Here is a 17,647-nt window from a genome sequence, read left to right on the forward strand (position 1 = left end):
GGAGTAACCGCTGTTGCCGGTGGGACCACCACCCGTACCGGTGCCGGCCGGTGGCGCCGAGGGGGGCGGGTTCGCCCCCGGGTTCGGCGACGGGTTGGGATTGACGTTCCCCTTGGCCATGGGCGGTGCTTCTCCAGTACTGCGTCAGAACAAGGCGGGACCTCGGATCCCGGCTGTTGGCTGGACTTACTCGGTCGGCCGGACGGAACGCTGGAACGTCGGCTGCACCGGCTCCGCCGCCGCACCGCTGGCCTGAGCGTCCACCTCGAAGGCGGCGACCGCGCGCAACGGCTCGTTCGCCACGAGCGGGTTGACGTTCTCGTAGACGGCGGACTCGGCCTCGATGCCCGTGGCGTAGTAGGCCTCACGCGGCTGCGACGGTTCGAGACCGTCGTACGCGTGCGACACCTGCGTGCGCGCGAGCGGTTCATAGGCCGTGGTCTGCTGCAACGGCTCGGACTGCGTGTCCGCGCTCGTGTAGGCCTCACGCGCCTGCATCGGCTGCACGGCCTCGTGCAGCGAGCCGCCCGAGGTCATGCTGACGCCGGACACCATCGTGGAGTCCGAAGCGACGCCGCGGGAGAACGCCACAGGAGCCTCCACGGCCTCCGCGCGCTGGAACGCCATCGGGGCCTGGACCGCTTCGGCGCGCTGGAACGCCATGGGCGCTTCGACGGCCTCGCCGCGCTGGAACGCCATGGGCGCCTGCACGGCCTCGGCGCGCTGCATGGGCTGCAACGGCTGAACCGCCTCGGTGCGGTGCACGGCCTGCATCGGCTCGACGGCGTGCATCGCCTCAACGCGCTGCAGGGGCTGCATCGGCTCGGCGTGCTGGAACGGCTGCAACGGCTGCAACGGCTCCGCTTGCAGCGCCCGCACGGCGTGAGTCGGCTGCAACGGCTCCGCCTGCATGGCCCGCACGGCGTGAGTCGCCTGGAGCGGTTCCGCCTGCATCGCCCGCACGGCATGGGTCGGCTGCAACTGCTCTGCCTGGTGCACCGCCATGCGGGCCTGCGTCGGCTCGGCGTCGGCGAGGCGCACCGAGTTCTGCAGCGTCGCCGTGGCGGTGCCGGTCGTGCCCGTGGTGGTCTCACCGGTGGTGGCACCCGGAGCCGTGCCGCCGCCACCGCCCTGCTTGTTCTGGAGCGCCTCGTCGATCTTGTCGTTGACGCCGTCCTGGGCCTTGTAGCCCTCGTAGGTGATCTCGGCGGCGTCGGCGGAGTTCTCGAACCGCTCCCAGCCCTTGCTGACCTTCTTCATGATCTCGTCGAGGTCGCCGATGCGCTTCATCTGACGGGCGAGCGCGGCGACGACGCGGGCGACGCGCGAGGCGATGTTGACGCCGAGCGCGACGGCCTTGCCGACGGCGAAGCCGATGAAGATCGGGATCGAGGCGCCGAACGTCGGGATCATCGCGGCGGCGGCGAGGATCGCGCCACCGATCAGCGAACCGATCAGCTGGGCGATCAGGTCGCGCACGATGTCGCGCAGCACCGTGACCAGCATGCCCATGATCGCGGTGATCTTGGCCTTGGTCTCGACGGCGTTGGCCAGGTCGTCGAGCTCCTGGTACATGGAGTCCATGGACGTCTTGAAGCGCTCGGAGGACTGACCGGTCCAGCCGTCGAACGTCGCGAGACCGCTCTTGTGGTCCTCGGCCAGCACGCGCAGCTCGGCGGCACGGGCCTTGGTCGCCTCGACGTTGGCCTGGATCTCCTCCGGGTTGCCCATCAGCTGGTTCAGGGCGTCGCGCAGGAACGACACGTGTTCGATCAGCCAGCCGACGCCGGCACCGATGATGCTGCCCAGCGGGTCGATCGCGAGCATCACCGTGGCGGAGGCGGCGCCGATGGCGTTGAACGTGATGTCCAGGGCCTTCTCGGTCTCGCTCTCGGCGTCCTTGCTGATGCCGTCGATCAGGCTGCCGTAGGCCTCGATGAACAGCGAGCCCTTGAGCTTGTTCTCCTCGGTGATGTTCATCCCGGGAGGAGACGGGAGTGGAGTTTCCGGCGCGGTCATCGCTGTTCCTTACCAGGGCTGGTTGTCGTCGTCATCGTCGTCGTCCGCGCGGCGCCTGCCGCGGACGGGCGGCGGCTGGGGAGCCGCCGCGGGCCGGGATGCCGGCGGTGCCGCAGGGGCCGGTTCCGGATCGTCGTCGATCTCGTCATAGGTGTCGCCGGTGTCCTCGGCTTCGTCGTCGTCCGGGATGGAGTCCGAGACCATCTGGTAGGCCTCGGTGCCCTCGCCGAGCGGTTTGAAGAGCTCCAGGACCTGCAACGCCGCCTGCTTCTGGGCCTGCCGCGCCGTCTCCAGGATCGCCGCGGTGAGCCGGGCGGCGCCCAGCTCGACCGCGCGGTGCCCGAGCTGCAGGTTCTGCAGGCCTCCGTTCGGGCCCACCGTGACGGTCACCGAGCCGTCCTTGGACGACACGGTGGCGGAGGCGGCCGCGAAGTTCTCCGTGAGGTCCTCCGACTTCTTCTTCAGGTCGGCCAGCTTGGCCTCGTACTCTTCGACCCACTGGGTGGGGTTCGCGGGGTTCACACGGTCCTCCGGCGGCGGCGGTTCAACTGAGACGCGTCAGATCACGCGAGCACAGCGTTGATACGGGTTGCGATGCGGTCGTTGTCGGTCGGCGAGAGGCTCAGCCAGCCGTCCGAGTTGACCATCAGGTAACGGCCCTGGTGGGTGTCGAACCAGTTGATGACGACACCCGACCGCTCCCGGCCGAGGGTGACGCCGAACTGGCCACCCGCGACGCGGTTCGAGGCCAGCTCGTCGAACTGCTTGGCGTCCTGGGCGGACAGACCGGCCTGCCGCAGCGCCTCCTGGTCGTCCACCCCGCCCTCGCCGAACAGGTCGTCCGCGGACTTGGCCCCTTCGGTCTCCTGCAGCGCCACGGCGTCCTGCAGCGACTGGACCCGCACGTTCACCGCCGTGCCCGGACCGGGCACGGCGTCGGGCAGGACCTTGACGATCTCGCGGGCGATGCCGGTCTCCCGGATTCCGAGCAGCCCCACCCGGTCGTCGTCGATGATCGCGAGCGCGGCGCGCTCGCCGTTCGAGACGGCGAGCGCCCGCACCGTGCGGTCGAGTCCGGCCACGGCGTCCACGGACACCCGGTGGTCGTCGAGCAGCCGCAGATGACCTTCGAGGCGCTCGTTGTCGACGAGACCGCGCGAGCGCAGGTCCTCGAGCGTCCTCTCGGTCAGCACACGGCGTTCCTGCTCCGTCGCGCCCTCGCTGGGCACGTCCAGCGGGTAGGGCACGCTGCCGAGGTCCAGCGCGTGCCACAGGACGTCGAACTCGCGCGGCGTGAGCAGGAACTCAGGCGTGATCACGCGGGCTCTGCCCCCTTCGGCTTCTTGACCTTCGCGGCACCGATCACCGACGGGGGCAGGTTCTCACCGGGGACCTCGAACAGGTCGCCGCCCATGATGAAGCTGGCGGAGCGGTGTTCCTTGTCCTCTTCGCCCCTGCCGCCGCCGCCCGGAGCGCCACCCATCGGCGCGCCCGCACCCATGCCGGCACCGGCCGCCGCGGCGCCACCGGGACCCATGCCCATCGGCATGCCGCCGCGGGCCGCGTTCTGGACACCCGCCGCGCCACCGGACTGCATCGCGCCACCGGCACCCGCGGTACCACCCGCGCCACCGCCGAACGCACCGCCGCCGGCGCCACCACCGCCACCCGCGCCCATCTGCGGGGTGTACGGCATCGGGCCGCCCTTCATGCCGCCACCGCCACCGGCTCCGCCACCGCCACCGGCTCCGCCGCCACCGCCGGCTCCACCGCCCGCACCGCCGGGGCCGTTGTAGCCGGGCGCGGTGGGCGTGTACGCCGCGGGACCCTTGGGGTTCTGCGGCGTGTAGCCGGGGTTCTGCGGGGTGTAGTTCGGGTTCGCGATGTCCCTGCCGACCACCGGGGTCCTGGGGATGTTCTGGTTCTGGCCGCCGCCGGGCCTGGCGGTGCCGGTGCCGCCGAGCTGCGGCGTGTAGCCCGGCGCGGTCGGGGTGTAGCTGCCGCCGCCACCACCGCTGCCGCTCGGGTACGTGTTGCCGGAGTTGCCACCCAGCTGCGGGGTGTAGCCCGGCGCGGTCGGCGTGTACGCCGCCGAGGTGTTGGTGCTCGTGTTGCCGGGGTTGTAGCCGGGCATCTGCGGCGTGTAGTTCGCGCCGGCGCCACCGCCACCGCCGTTTCCGGCACCGGTGTAGCCGGGCGCGGTCGGCGTGTAGGCCGCCGCGGCGGGCTGGGTCCCGGTCGTGGTGCCGGCGCCGGCTCCGGTTCCGGCACCCGCGGGGGACGGGGGAGCGGCCACACCGGCGCCGCTCTGCGCGTGCGTCGCCGTGAGAGCGTCCGCGTTGCCGTTGAGCGTGGGCACGTCTCCCATGCGCCGCACCGCCATCACCGGCTGCTCGACCTGGCCGGTGTTCGGGTTGAACGGCGGCTTGAAGGTCGGGGTCGTCGAGTCGATCTGGCGGGAGTTGTTCTCCATGTCCGTCATCACGGTGACGGCCTGCTCGTGCGCCGCGCGCGAGGCGGCGTTGGCCAGCGCGATGTCCGCTGAGGCCAGCACGAACGCGGGCGTGCCCGGCTGCGACAGCGCGGCCGCCGCCTTGTTCCAGTCGAACTGGACGGGCTGGGGCATCTGCGCGCGGGCGTTCTCCATGACGCGGCCCTGGTCCGCGACCTTGGCGCCGACCTCGACCGCGGTGCGAGCGGTCTCGTCGACCCAGTCCCCGAGCTTCTTCATCGCGGCTCGGGCGGCCTCGGCGGCGTCACCGGTCCACCTGGACTCCGACGCCGCGATGACCGAGTTGATGGTGCGCGACGCCTCGGTCAGCTCGGTGCCGTACTTGCCCCAGTCGGAGCTGATCTGGCCGGCTTGACCGGGGTCGTTGTTGTTGTGCACCGCGGCGTACAGCTCTTGGTGCGAACGAGACGCCCAGTTCTGCGGGTCCGTGAGGACCGGGACGTTCTCGATGTCGCTCGGGACGGTCTCGGGGGGCATGACCGGCTCGCCTCTCACGTCGTTGGGTCAACTGGCCACAAGATCAGCTGTTGCCCATGTGCTTCTTCAGTTCGGCCTGCTGGTCCTCGTCGAGGCGGGTGAAGTTCTCGATCGCCTCGACGATCGAGTTCTTCGTCTGCTCGAGAACCGTGCGGTACGCGGTCATGACGCTGACGAACGAGTACTGCTCGCCGTCCGCGCGGTGGGTGAACTTGTCGCGCATCTTGTCGCCGACCGGGTTCGCTCCGAGCGGAGCCGGGCGGGCGATGCTGCTGGTCGCGCGTTCGATCCAGGAGTCGACCTGGTCTATCTGGGCCTGGAACTGCTTGCGGAGCTCCTCACCCGCTGCCGGGTCGAGCTGAACCTGCCCCGAGGAGACGGTCTCGCCGAGCGGGACAGCCTCTTTGTCACCGACGATGTACATGCGGGCAGTATCGGGGGTCTTTTCGCACATCGCGCGTTCCGTTCCAGGCCTGTCCCAATTGAGACTTGTCCGCGCAAAGCGTTGCAGTGGAGGGAAACCGCCGGCTCCAGATGAACGGACTGTAACAAGCATGTCGTTTCCGCAGGTTGTGGAAGCGCTCTCGGGACGTTGCCCGCTCGGGCTTTCGATCTCCGTCCACGCCATTGGATCTGCCCTCGACAGGGCCGGTGTGACCGAAGTCACAGTGGTCTGAATGTGTGATTTAGGGCTGTCTTGAGGTTAGCGGAACGCGGGCGTTCCCGTGGAAGCCCGACTTGCCCGATCCGATCAGGCCGCGGCCGGTCACGTCAGCACGGAGTCGATCCGCATGGCGATCCGGTCGTTGTCGGTGGGGGACAGGCTGAGCCACCCGTCGGAGCGGACCATGAGGTAGCGGCCCTGGTGGGTGTCGAACCAGTTGATCACCACGTCGGCGCGGTGCCGGCCGTGCGTCACGCCGAACTGGCCGCCTGCCACGCGGTTCGCCGCGAGCTCGTCCATCTGGCGCGCGTCCTGCGCGGACAACCCCGCCCTGAGCAGTGCCTGGCGGTCGTCGAGCTCGTCGTCCGCCGCACCCCACGGGTCCTCGGACTCCTCGTCCTGCTCGGCTTCCTGCAGTGCCACGGCCTGCTGCAACGTCTCCAGCCGCACCGACAGCGCGCTGCCGGGTCCGGCAACGCCGTGGGGCAGGACCCGCACGATCTCGCGGGCCAGCGCGGTGGGCCTGATCTCGGACAGGCCGACGGCGTCACCGTCGATCACGGCCAGCACGCCCTCGTTGCCGTCGGAGGCGGCCAGCGCCCGCACGGTCCGGTCGAGCCCGGCGACGGCGTCCACGGACACGTCGTGCTCGCCGAGCAGGCGCATCAGGTCCTCGAGCCGCGCGTCATCGGCGAGCCCGCGCCTCCGCAGGTCCGCGATCGTCCGTTCCTGCAACGCTGTGAGCTCGCTCGCGGTAGCTCCTTCGCTGGGCACGTCGAGCGGGTACGGCATTCTGCCGAGCCGCAGCGTCTGCCACAGCACCTCGAACTCGCGGGTCGACAGCAAGTACTCGGGCGTGATCACGAGTGCTCGGAACCTTTCTGCTCTGCCTGCGTTGCGCGCAGTATCGAGCAGGAACGGCTCGGGCGTTCATCATTGTGGGGTTGCGTACCCGGTTGAGACGGAATGTTCACGATCCGCCGCACTGCCCGCATTCGGCCCGCTTCCGTGTCGCCAGGCCTGGGAAGCCCGCGTGAGACCAGGGTCTGGGAGCGCTGCCAAGTCGCGCTCCGTGTCGACGCGAACTGGTTGCTCGTCGATTCCGGCGGGGTGCTTCAGGTGAGTCGTAGTGATGCAAATCACATCCATTTGGGGGGGCGCCGATACGAACCCGTTAGCGACAACGGGGGTGCCCGAATCTCATTTCTCGTGCGTTTGATGATTTCAGCGCAAACCGAAGGTGTTGTCCTGGCGGTCGGCGACCCGCACCCGCAGGTGTGAAGATCGGAGCGTGACCGTCTCCGCGTGGGCGCCCCTGCGCCGCAGCGCCTTCCGGGCCCTGTGGCTGGCCCAGTTCGCCAGCAACATCGGAACGTGGGCGCAGACCGTCGGCGCCCAGTGGCTCATGGGCGACCTGGGCGGCAGCGCGCTGCAGGTCGCGCTCGTCCAGACGGCCACCACCCTGCCGGTGTTCCTGCTGGTGGTGCCCTCCGGCGCGCTCGGCGACATCCTCGACCGCCGCCGGGTCCTGCTCGCGGGCCAGGCGCTCATGCTGGCAGGCGCCGCCGGGTTGATGCTGCTCACCGGCACCGACCGGGCGACCCCGTCGAGCCTGCTCGCGCTGCTCGCACTGATGGCGATGGGCCAGGCGCTGTCGATGCCGTCGTTCCAGGCGATCCAGCCGGAGCTGGTCAGCCGCGAGGAGATCCCGCAGGCCGCGCTGCTCAACGGCGTCAACATGAACGTCGGCCGCGCCATCGGCCCCGCGCTCGGCGGTCTGCTGATCGCCTTGGCCGGTCCGGAGGCGACGTTCGCGTTCAACACCGTGTCGTTCCTGGGCGTGCTGATCGTCCTGGCCCGCTGGCGCCGCCCGTCCGACCACCGTCCACTCGGGACCGAGCACATCGCCACCGCCGTGCGCACCGGCGCCCGCTACGTGGCCAGCTCACCGCTGTTCCGCCGGGTGCTCACCCGGCTGCTGGTGTTCATCGTCTTCGGCAGCGGGCTGTGGGCGCTGCTGCCCGCCATCGCCCGCGGCCCCCTGGGTCTCGACGCCGGCGGCTACGGCGTCCTGCTCGGCAGCGTCGGCGCGGGGGCGATCGGTGGTGCCTTCGTCGTGCCGAAACTGTTGCAGCGCATGAGCAAGAACAGCATGGTGCTGGGCGCCACGCTGGTCTACGCGCTGGCCACGAGCACCTCGGTGCTGGTCGGCAGCTTCCCGCTGGTCATCGTCGCGATGCTGCTGACCGGTGCCTGCTGGATCGCCACCCTGTCGACCTTCAACGCCATCGCCCAGGTCCTGCTCCCCGCCTGGACCAGGGCCCGCGCGCTCGCCTACTACCAGCTGATCCTGATGGGCGGCCAGGCCCTCGGCGCCGTCCTGTGGGGCACCGTCGCCGACGTCTACGGCCTGCACCCCGCCATGATCGTCCCCGCGGTGGCGATGGCCGTGCTGGCACTGGTCGCCACCCGCTGGTGGCCCCTGATCGACCGCCCGCTCGACGTCACCCCCGCCACCTACTGGAACGAACCGCCCCAGCTCGACGACACCGACGCGGGTCCGGTCCTGGTCACCGTCGAATGGCCCGTCGCCCCCGAGAACCACGACCGGTTCGTCGACGCCATGCAGAAGGTCGGCCGCGCCCGCCGCCGCACCGGGGCGACGATGTGGGGGCTGTTCCGCGACACCGAGCAGCCGGACGTGTTCCTGGAGACGTTCACCGTGGCCACCTGGCAGGAGCACCTGCGGCAGCACCTGGAGCGCGGGACCGTCGTGGACCAGCAGAACCAGGGGATCGCCCGTGAGCTGGCGCGCGAGGAGCCGCGGGTGCGGCACCTGCTGTTCGCGCAGCCCACGAAGCCGGAGTGAGACGCTCCCATAGTGGCAGGCTATGCCGAGTAGGGATGCTCCCCGGCCTGCGGGCGGTGTGACGCTACCGAACACCTCACACCCCTGCGGAGGACCTCGATGCGATCAGCCGCCCTCGTGCGCGTTGAGCAGTACGGCTGGCTCAGCTCGCTGTGAGGGCCGCGCCGCGTTCCTCCCACCACGGCCGGAACGCCGGGCTGGCCAGCGCGGCGGCGGCGTACGCCTCCAGCACGTCGGTGAACATGCGGCTGGCCTGGTCCCAGGTCAGCCGCTCCCGCCGCCAGCAGAACACCACCCTCAGCCGCATCGGCGCCCCCGCCAGCGGCCGCACGGTCACGCCCTGTCCGCCCCGCGAGGTCGGCTCGACCAGCTGCACCGCCTTGCCCGCCGCGATCAGCTGCCGCCCGGCACCGCTGGGCACCTCGAACCGGATCTTCGGCACGAACCCGACGGCCCGGCAGGCCGCGCGCAACGCCGTCAGCGACCCGTCCTCGGCACCCGGCGGCCCCACCCACGCCTCACCGGCGAGGTCCGCCAGCTCGACTTCGGACCGAGAGGCCAACGGGTGGGAGGCGGGCAATGCGATGTGCACGGGCACCCACGGCACCACGACCCGTTGCGCCACGCCGCGTGGCAAGCCCAGGTCGCCGTCCTCGTCGACCGCGATCACGGCGGCGTCGAGGTGGCCGTTGGCCAACGCCAGCGCAAGGCCCGTGGACGACGGATCGACGTGCAGCGTGACGTCCTCCAGCGCTTCCTCCAGGCGCGTGTACAACCTCGTGACGCACTCCATGTGCACGGAACCGAACCGCACCGGCCCGCCACGACCGGCCACGGACGCACCGAACGCGTCCAGCTCCACCAGCAGCAACCGCGCGCGTTGCAGCATCTGCACACCCAGCGGTGTGGGCTCCGCGCCGGCCCGTCCTCGGTCGAACAACCGGCCTCCGACCAGGCGTTCCACCCGTTGCAGCAGGGTGGTGAGGGACGGCTGGGAGATGCCGAGCTGGGTCGCCGCGCGGGAGAGGCTGCCCGCGTCGCCGATGGCGCAGATGGCCCGCAGGTGGCGGATCTCCAGTTCCATAGGACGAGGCTATCTCCAAGTCGGATGGGCGGAAGCCCTCCGTTCGGCGGAGGCTGTGGGAAAACAGACCCCCGGAAGGACGAGAATTGGCCCGCACACGCCGTGACATGGCGAAACTGGTGGACGCGGACGGTTTCCGCACCTACATCCGCGACGGCTGGGGCGAGTGGGACAACCCCATCGACCTCCCGGCGGGCGCGAAGGAGGCCGCGGCGCAGCACCGGGCCAAGCTCGCCGCGCAGCTCCCCGGCCGGCGCATCGCCCTCGCCGCCGGACGCGCCCACGTGCGTTCGAACGACACGTTCCACGAGTTCCGCGCGGACAGCGACTTCGTGTGGCTGACCGGCTGCCAGGTCGAGGGCGCGGTCGTCGTGGTCGAGAACGACGACGCCACGCTGTTCGTGCCGACGCCGTCCGAGCCGCACACCGTGGACTTCTTCGGTGACGCGGACCGCAGCCCGTTCTGGATCGGTGCCGCGGCGGGCACGAAGGAGTGGTCCGAGGCCCTCGACCTCACCGTGCGCCCGATCGAGGACCTGCCGCGCGCGCTCCAGGGCCGCCACCCCGAGACGCTCACCGCCAAGGGCGTCGACCCGCTGCTGGACGCGCTCACCGGCTCGCACAGCGACGAGCTGCGGACCGTGCTGTCCGAGCTGCGGCGGATCAAGGACGACTGGGAGGTCGACCAGCTCCGCCAGGCCGTGGACGCCACGGTCAGGGGCTTCCTCGACGTCGCGGGCGAGCTCGGCCAGGCCGTGCGCGGCGGGGGAGAGCGCTGGTTGCAGGGCACGTTCGACCGCCGCGCGCGCACGGAGGGCAACGGGCCCGGATACACCTCCATCGTCGCGTCCGGACCGCACGCCCCGGTGCTGCACTGGACCCGCTGCGACGGCAAGGTGAGCGACGCCGACCTGCTGCTGCTCGACGCCGGCGTGGAGACCAAGACCCTCTACACCGCCGACGTCACCCGCACGCTGCCGGTCGGCGGCGAGTTCAGCGCGGCCCAGCGCCAGGTGTACGACCTCGTGCTCAGGTCGCACGTCGCCGCGCTCGCGGAAGTCAAGCCGGGCAACGACTACAGCGCTTTCCACCACACCGCCATGCGCGTGCTCGCCGAGGGCCTGCACGACTGGGGCCTGCTGCCGGTGAGCGTCGACAAGGCGCTCGACCCGTCCGGCCAGCACCACCGCCGCTACATCGTCTGCGGCACCGGGCACTTCCTCGGCCTGGACGTGCACGACTGCGCCGACGCCCGTCAGGAGACCTACCAGCAGGGCATCCTCGAACGCGGCATGGCGCTGACCGTCGAGCCGGGCCTGTACTTCCACCCGAACGACGAGACGCTGCCGCCGGAGCTGCGCGGCATCGGCGTGCGGCTGGAGGACGACCTGGTCGTGACCGGCGACGGCGCCGACGTCCTGTCGGACGCGCTGCCGATCGACGCGGACGAGATCGCGGCCTGGGTGCGGTCAAACCGCGCCTAGCCCCCTGCTGTTGGAGCATCTGCAAGTACTACCAACGTGGTGGTTGGCAGTACTTGCAGATGCCTAAGCGGACGGGGTCGAGCGGGCCCAGGCGAACGTCAGTTCCACGGCCCGCTTCCAGTTCGCGTACTCGTTCTCCCGGTGCGCCGCGTCCATCACGGGGTTCCACCGCGCGGCCAGGTGCCAGTTGCGCCGCAACCCCTCCAGGTCCGGCCAGTAGCCGGAGGCGAGCCCGGCGGCGTAGGCCGCGCCCAGCGACACGGTCTCGGCCACCAGCGGCCGCATCACCGGGATGTCCAGCACGTCCGCGAGGAACTGCATCAGCAGGTGGTCGGCGGTCATGCCGCCGTCCACCTTGAGCACCGGCGTGGGCGCGCCCAGGTCGGCGTTCATCGCGTCGACCACCTCACGCGTCTGCCACCCGGTCGCCTCCAGCACCGCCCGCGCCAGGTGCCCCTTGTTGATGTACGACGTCAAGCCGACGACGATCCCACGCGCCTGTGCGAGCCAGTGCGGCGCGAACAACCCGGAGAACGCCGGCACGATGTAGCAGCCGCCGTTGTCCTTCACCGTGCGGGCCAGCGTCTCGATCTCCGGCGCGGAGTGGATCAGGCCGAGGTTGTCGCGGAACCACTGCACGAGCGATCCGGCGACGGCGATCGAGCCCTCCAGCGCGTACGTCGGCTCACCACCGATCTGGTACCCGATCGTGGTCAGCAGGCCGTGCTTCGACCGCACCAGCTCGGTGCCGGTGTTCATCAGCAGGAACCCACCGGTGCCGTACGTGCCCTTGATCGAGCCCTTCTCGAAGCACGTCTGCCCGAACAGCGCCGCGTGCTGGTCGCCCAGCGCCGCCGTGATCGGGATGCCCGGCACCACCCGCGCCGTCACACCGGAGATCTCCGACGACGGCCGGATCTCCGGCAGCATCGCCGCGGGCACGCCGAAGAAGTCCAGCAGCATCGGGTCCCACTGGCGGGTGCTGAGGTTCATCAGCATCGTGCGGGACGCGTTGGTCACGTCGGTGACGTGCAGGCTGCCGTTCACACCGCCGGTGAGGTTCCAGATCAGCCAGGTGTCCATCGTCCCGAACAGCACGTCACCGCGGGACGCCCGCTCGCGCACGCCCGGCACGGTGTCAAGCAGCCACCGCAGCGACGGCGCCGAGAAGTAGGTCGCGAGCGGCAGGCCGCAGCGTTCGCGGACCTCCTCGATGCCCGGCTGCCCCTCCAGTCGCGCGACGAGCTCCTCGGTGCGGATGTCCTCCCACACGATCGCGCGTCCCACCGGGACACCGGTGTGCCGGTCCCACGCCACGAACGTCTCGCGCTGGTTCGTGATGCCCAGCGCCACGACCTGGTCGGCGGTGATCCCCGCCTGCCGCAACGCCTGCGGCATGATCCGGTCGACGTTGCGCCAGATCTCCACGGCGTCCTGCTCGACCCAGCCCGGCCGCGGGCGGTACTGGCGGTGCTCGCGCTGGGCGACCGCGACCAGGCGGGCGTTCTGGTCGAACACGATGCACCGGGTCGACGTCGTGCCCTGGTCGATCGCCATCACGAAGCGTTGCACGCCGGTCCTCTCAGTTCTCGTCGACCAGTGAGGTGGTGACCGCGTCGGCGGCCTGCACGACCTGGCGCACCAGCGCCGTGCGCGGCCGGCCGGTGGAGTCGCAGAGCCGGTCCACGGCGCCGGAGATGCCGATCGCGCCGACCACGAGGCCGCCGGGGATGCGGATCGGCGCGGCGATGCTCGCCTCACCCGGCATGTACTCCTCCGCCTCGCTCGCCCAGCCCTGCGCGCGCACCTCGGTCAGCACCCGCTCCAACGCCTGCGTGCGCGTGATCGTGCGGCGGGTCAGCGACGTCAGCTCCCGTTTGCGCGCTGCCGCCGACAGGTCCGGGTCGTAGGCGAGCAGCACCTTGCCCAGCGCGGTCGCGTGCAACGGCAGCATCGCGCCGATGCCGAGCGTCTGCACCGAGTCGTCCGGGCGGAACACGTGGTGCACGACGAGCACGGCGCCGTCGTGGTGCATGCCGATCCGCACCTCCTGACCCGAGCGCGCGGCGAGCGTGTCGGCCCAGTTGATCGATCGGGAACGCAGCTCGTTCGCGTCGAGGTAGCTCGTCCCGAGGTGCAGCAGGGCGGCACCGAGGCGGTAGCGGCCGGTCGCGGAGTCCTGCTCGACGAACTCGACCCGTTGCAGCGTGCGGAGAATCCCGTGCGCGGTGCCGCGGGCCAGACCGAGCGAGGCGGCTATCTCCGTGAGACCGTGGTGGCCGGACCCGCGCGCGAGAAGCCGCAGCACGGCTGCGGCGCGTTCGATCGACTGGATGGGTCCCGGCACGCGAGCAACGTAATTGAGACGACCCGTGTCGGCAATGTCGAACGGCTACGACCCGCGTCACCGCTGGACACGCGCCTGAAACACCTTGTCTGAGCGCAGCGTGACCGGTCGGTCACAGCAGTGCACCCGGTCGGTGTCGACATTGTCGAACAGCACCCGTTGAGCAGGCGTGACGCGGGTCATTACGTTCCGCGGCAGTCACCACGGGGTGATCAGCCGTTCAAGGACGAATGGGAGGCCAGCGTGGGTCTCGGGACAGTGTTCCTCAGCGAGGTGCTCGGTACGGGCATCCTGCTGTTGCTGGGTGCGGGCGTGGTGGCCAACGTGCTGCTCGCCAAGTCGAAGGGGTTCGACGGCGGCTGGCTGTTGATCAACTTCGGGTGGGGTCTCGCGGTCTTCGCCGGTGTGTACATCGCGTACAAGTCGGGGGCGCACCTCAACCCCGCCGTGACGGTCGGCATCCTCACCAGCGGTGCGGCCGAGTTCGCGCCCGGTGTGCCGGTCGGCGTCGGCTCGACGCTCGTCTACTTCGCCGGCGAGATGCTCGGCGCGTTCCTCGGTGCCGTCCTCGCGTGGCTGGCCTACAAGCCGCACTTCGACGAGACGCCCGACGAGGGCCTCAAGCTGGCCGTCTTCTCCACGGGCCCGGCGATCCGCAGCTACGCCTGGAACCTGGTGTGCGAGATCATCGGCACGTTCGTCCTGGTCTTCGTGATCCTCGCACTGGGCAAGACCCCGACCCAGCTCGGCCCGCTGGCCGTCGCGATGCTGGTCGTCGGCATCGGTGCCTCCCTCGGCGGTCCGACCGGTTACGCCATCAACCCGGCCCGTGACCTCGGCCCGCGCATCGCGCACGCCATCCTGCCGCTGTCCTACAAGGGCACCGACGGTGAGGCCGTCGGCAAGAAGGACTCCGACTGGGCGTACGCCTGGGTGCCGGTCGTCGGCCCGCTCCTCGGCGGCGCGCTCGCCGGTGTCGTCGCAGCTCTCGCGTTCTGACCGTGTTCTGACCATCCCGAAAGGACAGTTTCGATGACGCAGTACGTCCTCGCCGTCGACCAGGGCACGACCAGCACCAGGGCGATCATCTTCGACCACAGCGGTTCCATCGTCTCCGTGGGTCAGAAGGAGCACGAGCAGATCTTCCCGCGGGCCGGCTGGGTCGAGCACAACCCGGTGGAGATCTCCGAGAACACCCGGTTCGTGATCGGCCAGGCGCTTGCCACGGCCGACCTCAACACGAGCGACATCGCCGCGGTCGGCATCACCAACCAGCGCGAGACCGCCGTCGTGTGGGACAAGAACACCGGGCAGCCGGTCTACAACGCGATCGTCTGGCAGGACACCCGCACCCAGGCCATCGTGGACGAGCTCGGTCGGCTCGGCGGCGGTGGTGACCGCTACAAGGCCAAGGTCGGCCTGCCGCTCGCCACCTACTTCTCCGGTCCGAAGATCCGCTGGATCCTCGACAACGTCGAGGGTGCCCGCGAGCGCGCCGAGGCCGGCGACCTGCTGTTCGGCAACACCGACACGTGGACGCTGTGGAACCTCACCGGCGGCCCCAACGGCGGCGTGCACGCCACCGACGTCACCAACGCGTCGCGGACCATGCTCATGGACCTCGACACGCTGCAGTGGGACGCCACGATCGCCGAGGAGATGGGCATCCCGCTGTCCATGCTCCCGGAGATCAAGTCCTCTTCGGAGGTCTACGGCCACGGCGGCCCCGGCGGCGTCCTCAAGGGCGTGCCGATCGCCGGCATCCTGGGCGACCAGCAGGCCGCCACGTTCGGCCAGGCCTGCTACGAGCCGGGCACCGCGAAGAACACCTACGGCACCGGCAACTTCATGCTCCTCAACACGGGCACGGAGAAGGTCGCGTCGAAGAACGGCCTGCTGACCACGGTCTGCTACAAGATCGGCGACGAGGCCCCGGTCTACGCCCTGGAGGGCTCGATCGCGGTCACCGGTTCGCTGGTGCAGTGGCTGCGCGACAACCTCGGCATCATCGGCTCGGCGCCGGAGATCGAGACGCTCGCGAAGTCGGTCGAGGACAACGGTGGCGCGTACTTCGTGCCCGCGTTCTCCGGCCTGTTCGCGCCGTACTGGCGCTCCGACGCCCGCGGTGCGGTCGTCGGCCTCACCCGGTTCGTCAACAAGGGCCACATCGCCCGCGCCGTCCTGGAGGCCACCGCCTTCCAGACGCGCGAGGTCCTCGACGCCATGAACGCCGACTCCGGCGTGCCGCTGACCGAGTTGAAGGTCGACGGCGGCATGGTGGCCAACGAGCTGCTGATGCAGTTCCAGGCCGACGTGCTGGACGTGCCGGTGATCCGGCCGGTCGTCGCCGAGACCACCGCGCTGGGCGCCGCCTACGCCGCCGGTCTCGCGGTGGGCTACTGGTCCTCGCTCGACGAGCTGCGCGCCAACTGGTCCGAGGACAAGCGCTGGGCGCCCGAGATGGACGCCGACGAGCGCGAGCGCCAGTACCGCAACTGGAAGAAGGCCGTGACCAAGTCGTTCGACTGGGTCGACGCCGACGTCCGCTGATTTTCTGCTGAGGGAGTTGAAGGTGTTCGCAAGGCTGGATCCGGCTCGACGTGCCGACTCGCTGGCTGCCCTGGACGGCACCGAGTTCGACGTGCTCGTCGTCGGTGGAGGTGTCGTCGGTGCGGGTGCCGCGTTGGACGCGGCGTCGAGAGGTCTCTCGGTCGCACTGGTCGAGGCCCACGACTGGGCGGCGGGGACGTCGAGCCGGTCCAGCAAGCTCGTCCACGGCGGGCTGCGCTACCTGGAGCAGCTGGAGTTCAAGCTGGTCCGCGAAGCGCTCAAGGAACGCGGGTTGCTGCTGCACCGGCTCGCACCGCACCTGGTGCGGCCGGTGCCGTTCCTCTTCCCGCTGGAGAAGCAGTGGGAACGCGCCTACGTCGGCGCGGGCGTGCTGCTGTACGACTCGATCGGCGGTGCCGGTGCGGTCCCGATGCACCGGCACCTGTCCCGCAGGCGGATGGCCGAGGTCGCGCCCTCGCTCGACACCTCGGCGTTCGCCGGCGCCATCCGCTACTACGACGCGCAGGTGGACGACGCTCGCCTCGTCACCACGCTGGTGCGCACGGCGGCGCAGCACGGCGCCACCGTGCTGTCCCGCGCCAAGGTCACCTCCTTGCTGCGCAACGGCGGCCGTGTTGCCGGCGCGTCCGTGCGCGACGAGCTGACCGGTGTGACGCACGTGGTGCGCGCGCGGCGCGTGATCAGTGCGACCGGCGTGTGGACCGACTCGCTGAACTCGATGAGCCCCGGCACCCCGCCGTTCCACGTGCGGATGTCGAAGGGCGTCCACGTCCTCGTGCCGCGCGACCGGATCCAGCTCGACGGCGGCCTGATCACGCGCACCGAGAAGAGCGTGCTGTTCGTGATCCCGTGGGGCGCGTACTGGATCATCGGCACCACGGACACGCCCTACGACGGCGACCCGGCCGCGGTGTCGGCGTCCCCCGAGGACGTGTCCTACATCCTCGACCACGTCAACGCCGTGCTGCGCGACAGCGTGTCGGCCGACGACGTCGTCGGCATGTACGCGGGTCTGCGCCCGCTGCTCGACGGCGCGTCCGGCGACACCGCGAAGCTGTCGCGCGAACACGCCGTGGCCCAGCCGGAACCGGGCTTCTTCGTGATCGCGGGCGGCAAGTACACGACCTACCGCGTGATGGCCGCCGACGTCGTCAACGCCGCCGTCGCGGGTCTGGGCAAGGCCGTCGCGCCGTCGCTGACCGCGCGCCTGCCGCTGTGCGGAGCCGTTGGCTTCCAAGAGCTGTGGGCAGACCGGACCCGTGTCGCCGCCGAGTCCGGCCTGTCCGCATCCACTGTGGAGCGACTGCTGCGCCGCTACGGTTCGGCGATCTCCGACGTGCTCGCGCTGGTCTCCCGGGACCCGGCGCTAACCGAGGACGTGGCCGGCCACCTCGCCGCCGAGGTCGTCTACGCCGTGACGCACGAGGGAGCGCTTTCGCTCGACGACGTCCTTGCCAGGCGGACGCGAATCGCGGTGGAACACCTCGACGGCGGCGCCTCGGTCGTCGACCGGGTGGCCGATCTGGTCGCTGGTCCGCTCGGGTGGACCACGGCCGAACGTGATGACGCCGTGCGCGCTTATCGGGAGAGTGCAGAGTTGGCCGCCCACTAGGCGTAGGA

The 17,647-nt window shown here is 70.5% G+C and carries 14 protein-coding genes; 5 read left to right on the forward strand and 9 right to left on the reverse strand.

Annotation, left to right across the window (positions count from 1 at the left end):
• Positions 1-186: 186 nt before the first annotated feature.
• From ACZ7CH_RS27635 to ACZ7CH_RS27660, 6 genes are all read right to left on the reverse strand, one after another.
• Entirely contained in the window at positions 187-1,980 is a 1,794-nt protein-coding gene (locus ACZ7CH_RS27635) for a WXG100 family type VII secretion target (RefSeq protein WP_470375293.1), read from the reverse strand.
• Between the two features lie 48 nt (positions 1,981-2,028).
• Entirely contained in the window at positions 2,029-2,541 is a 513-nt protein-coding gene (locus tag ACZ7CH_RS27640) for a YbaB/EbfC family nucleoid-associated protein (RefSeq protein WP_360384769.1), read from the reverse strand.
• 41 nt (positions 2,542-2,582) lie between these two features.
• Positions 2,583-3,338: an ESX secretion-associated protein EspG gene (locus tag ACZ7CH_RS27645; RefSeq protein ID WP_360384767.1), complete on the reverse strand. Its 756-nt coding sequence runs from the start codon at positions 3,336-3,338 to the stop codon at positions 2,583-2,585.
• Positions 3,335-5,008: a PPE domain-containing protein gene (locus ACZ7CH_RS27650; protein ID WP_470375294.1), complete on the reverse strand. Its 1,674-nt coding sequence runs from the start codon at positions 5,006-5,008 to the stop codon at positions 3,335-3,337. The genes ACZ7CH_RS27645 and ACZ7CH_RS27650 overlap by 4 nt, the downstream gene beginning before the upstream one ends.
• Before the next feature lie 43 nt (positions 5,009-5,051).
• Complete coding sequence (locus tag ACZ7CH_RS27655) at positions 5,052-5,432, reverse strand: hypothetical protein (protein ID WP_360384763.1); 381 nt, start codon at positions 5,430-5,432, stop codon at positions 5,052-5,054.
• Positions 5,433-5,774: 342 nt separating this feature from the next.
• Positions 5,775-6,536: an ESX secretion-associated protein EspG gene (locus ACZ7CH_RS27660; protein WP_360384761.1), complete on the reverse strand. Its 762-nt coding sequence runs from the start codon at positions 6,534-6,536 to the stop codon at positions 5,775-5,777.
• Positions 6,537-6,963: 427 nt separating this feature from the next.
• Here ACZ7CH_RS27660 and ACZ7CH_RS27665 point away from each other — a divergent pair, with 427 nt between their 5' ends.
• On the forward strand, positions 6,964-8,541 hold the full coding sequence (locus ACZ7CH_RS27665; protein WP_360384759.1) for an MFS transporter: 1,578 nt from the start codon (positions 6,964-6,966) through the stop codon (positions 8,539-8,541).
• 142 nt (positions 8,542-8,683) lie between these two features.
• Here ACZ7CH_RS27665 and ACZ7CH_RS27670 read toward each other — a convergent pair whose 3' ends face one another.
• A complete protein-coding gene (locus ACZ7CH_RS27670) occupies positions 8,684-9,625 on the reverse strand; it encodes a LysR family transcriptional regulator (protein ID WP_470375295.1) in 942 nt (313 codons plus the stop codon).
• 107 nt (positions 9,626-9,732) lie between these two features.
• Here ACZ7CH_RS27670 and ACZ7CH_RS27675 point away from each other — a divergent pair, with 107 nt between their 5' ends.
• Positions 9,733-11,109 (forward strand): aminopeptidase P family protein, encoded by a 1,377-nt coding sequence (locus ACZ7CH_RS27675; RefSeq protein WP_360384755.1) that lies wholly within the window; start codon positions 9,733-9,735, stop codon positions 11,107-11,109.
• Positions 11,110-11,172: 63 nt separating this feature from the next.
• On the opposite strand, the gene glpK (ACZ7CH_RS27680) is transcribed toward ACZ7CH_RS27675, so the two are convergent.
• Together glpK (ACZ7CH_RS27680) and ACZ7CH_RS27685 are read right to left on the reverse strand one after the other, a co-directional pair.
• Complete coding sequence (glpK, locus tag ACZ7CH_RS27680; RefSeq protein ID WP_470375365.1) at positions 11,173-12,666, reverse strand: glycerol kinase GlpK; 1,494 nt, start codon at positions 12,664-12,666, stop codon at positions 11,173-11,175.
• A gap of 25 nt (positions 12,667-12,691) precedes the next feature.
• Positions 12,692-13,456 carry an IclR family transcriptional regulator gene (locus tag ACZ7CH_RS27685; protein ID WP_470375296.1) on the reverse strand — a complete coding sequence of 255 codons (765 nt, stop codon included), beginning with the start codon at positions 13,454-13,456 and terminating at the stop codon, positions 12,692-12,694.
• Positions 13,457-13,699: 243 nt separating this feature from the next.
• Between ACZ7CH_RS27685 and ACZ7CH_RS27690 the strand changes: the two genes are divergently transcribed.
• Genes ACZ7CH_RS27690 through glpD form a run of 3 tightly spaced genes read left to right on the forward strand, consistent with a single transcriptional unit; the run spans position 13,700 to position 17,639 of the window.
• On the forward strand, positions 13,700-14,455 hold the full coding sequence (locus ACZ7CH_RS27690; RefSeq protein WP_360384751.1) for an MIP/aquaporin family protein: 756 nt from the start codon (positions 13,700-13,702) through the stop codon (positions 14,453-14,455).
• A gap of 33 nt (positions 14,456-14,488) precedes the next feature.
• The gene (glpK, locus tag ACZ7CH_RS27695; RefSeq protein WP_360384749.1) at positions 14,489-16,006 is read left to right on the forward strand and encodes a glycerol kinase GlpK; all 1,518 of its coding nucleotides are present in this window, start codon (positions 14,489-14,491) and stop codon (positions 16,004-16,006) included.
• A gap of 22 nt (positions 16,007-16,028) precedes the next feature.
• Positions 16,029-17,639, forward strand: coding sequence for a glycerol-3-phosphate dehydrogenase (gene glpD, locus ACZ7CH_RS27700; RefSeq protein ID WP_470375297.1), 1,611 nt, complete (start codon positions 16,029-16,031; stop codon positions 17,637-17,639).
• Positions 17,640-17,647: the final 8 nt, after the last annotated feature.

Source organism: Lentzea sp. NPDC037011, assembly GCF_055607425.1.

Excerpts from the sequence above, each read along its gene's own strand:
- glpK (WP_470375365.1), bottom strand. The coding sequence starts at position 12,666 with ATGGCGATCGACCAGGGCACGACGTCGACCCGGTGCATCGTGTTCGAC.
- ACZ7CH_RS27675 (WP_360384755.1), top strand. The coding sequence starts at position 9,733 with ATGGCGAAACTGGTGGACGCGGACGGTTTCCGCACCTACATCCGCGAC.
- ACZ7CH_RS27655 (WP_360384763.1), bottom strand. The coding sequence starts at position 5,432 with ATGTACATCGTCGGTGACAAAGAGGCTGTCCCGCTCGGCGAGACCGTC.
- ACZ7CH_RS27670 (WP_470375295.1), bottom strand. The coding sequence starts at position 9,625 with ATGGAACTGGAGATCCGCCACCTGCGGGCCATCTGCGCCATCGGCGAC.
- ACZ7CH_RS27650 (WP_470375294.1), bottom strand. The coding sequence starts at position 5,008 with ATGCCCCCCGAGACCGTCCCGAGCGACATCGAGAACGTCCCGGTCCTC.
- glpK (WP_360384749.1), top strand. The coding sequence starts at position 14,489 with ATGACGCAGTACGTCCTCGCCGTCGACCAGGGCACGACCAGCACCAGG.
- ACZ7CH_RS27635 (WP_470375293.1), bottom strand. The coding sequence starts at position 1,980 with ATGAACATCACCGAGGAGAACAAGCTCAAGGGCTCGCTGTTCATCGAG.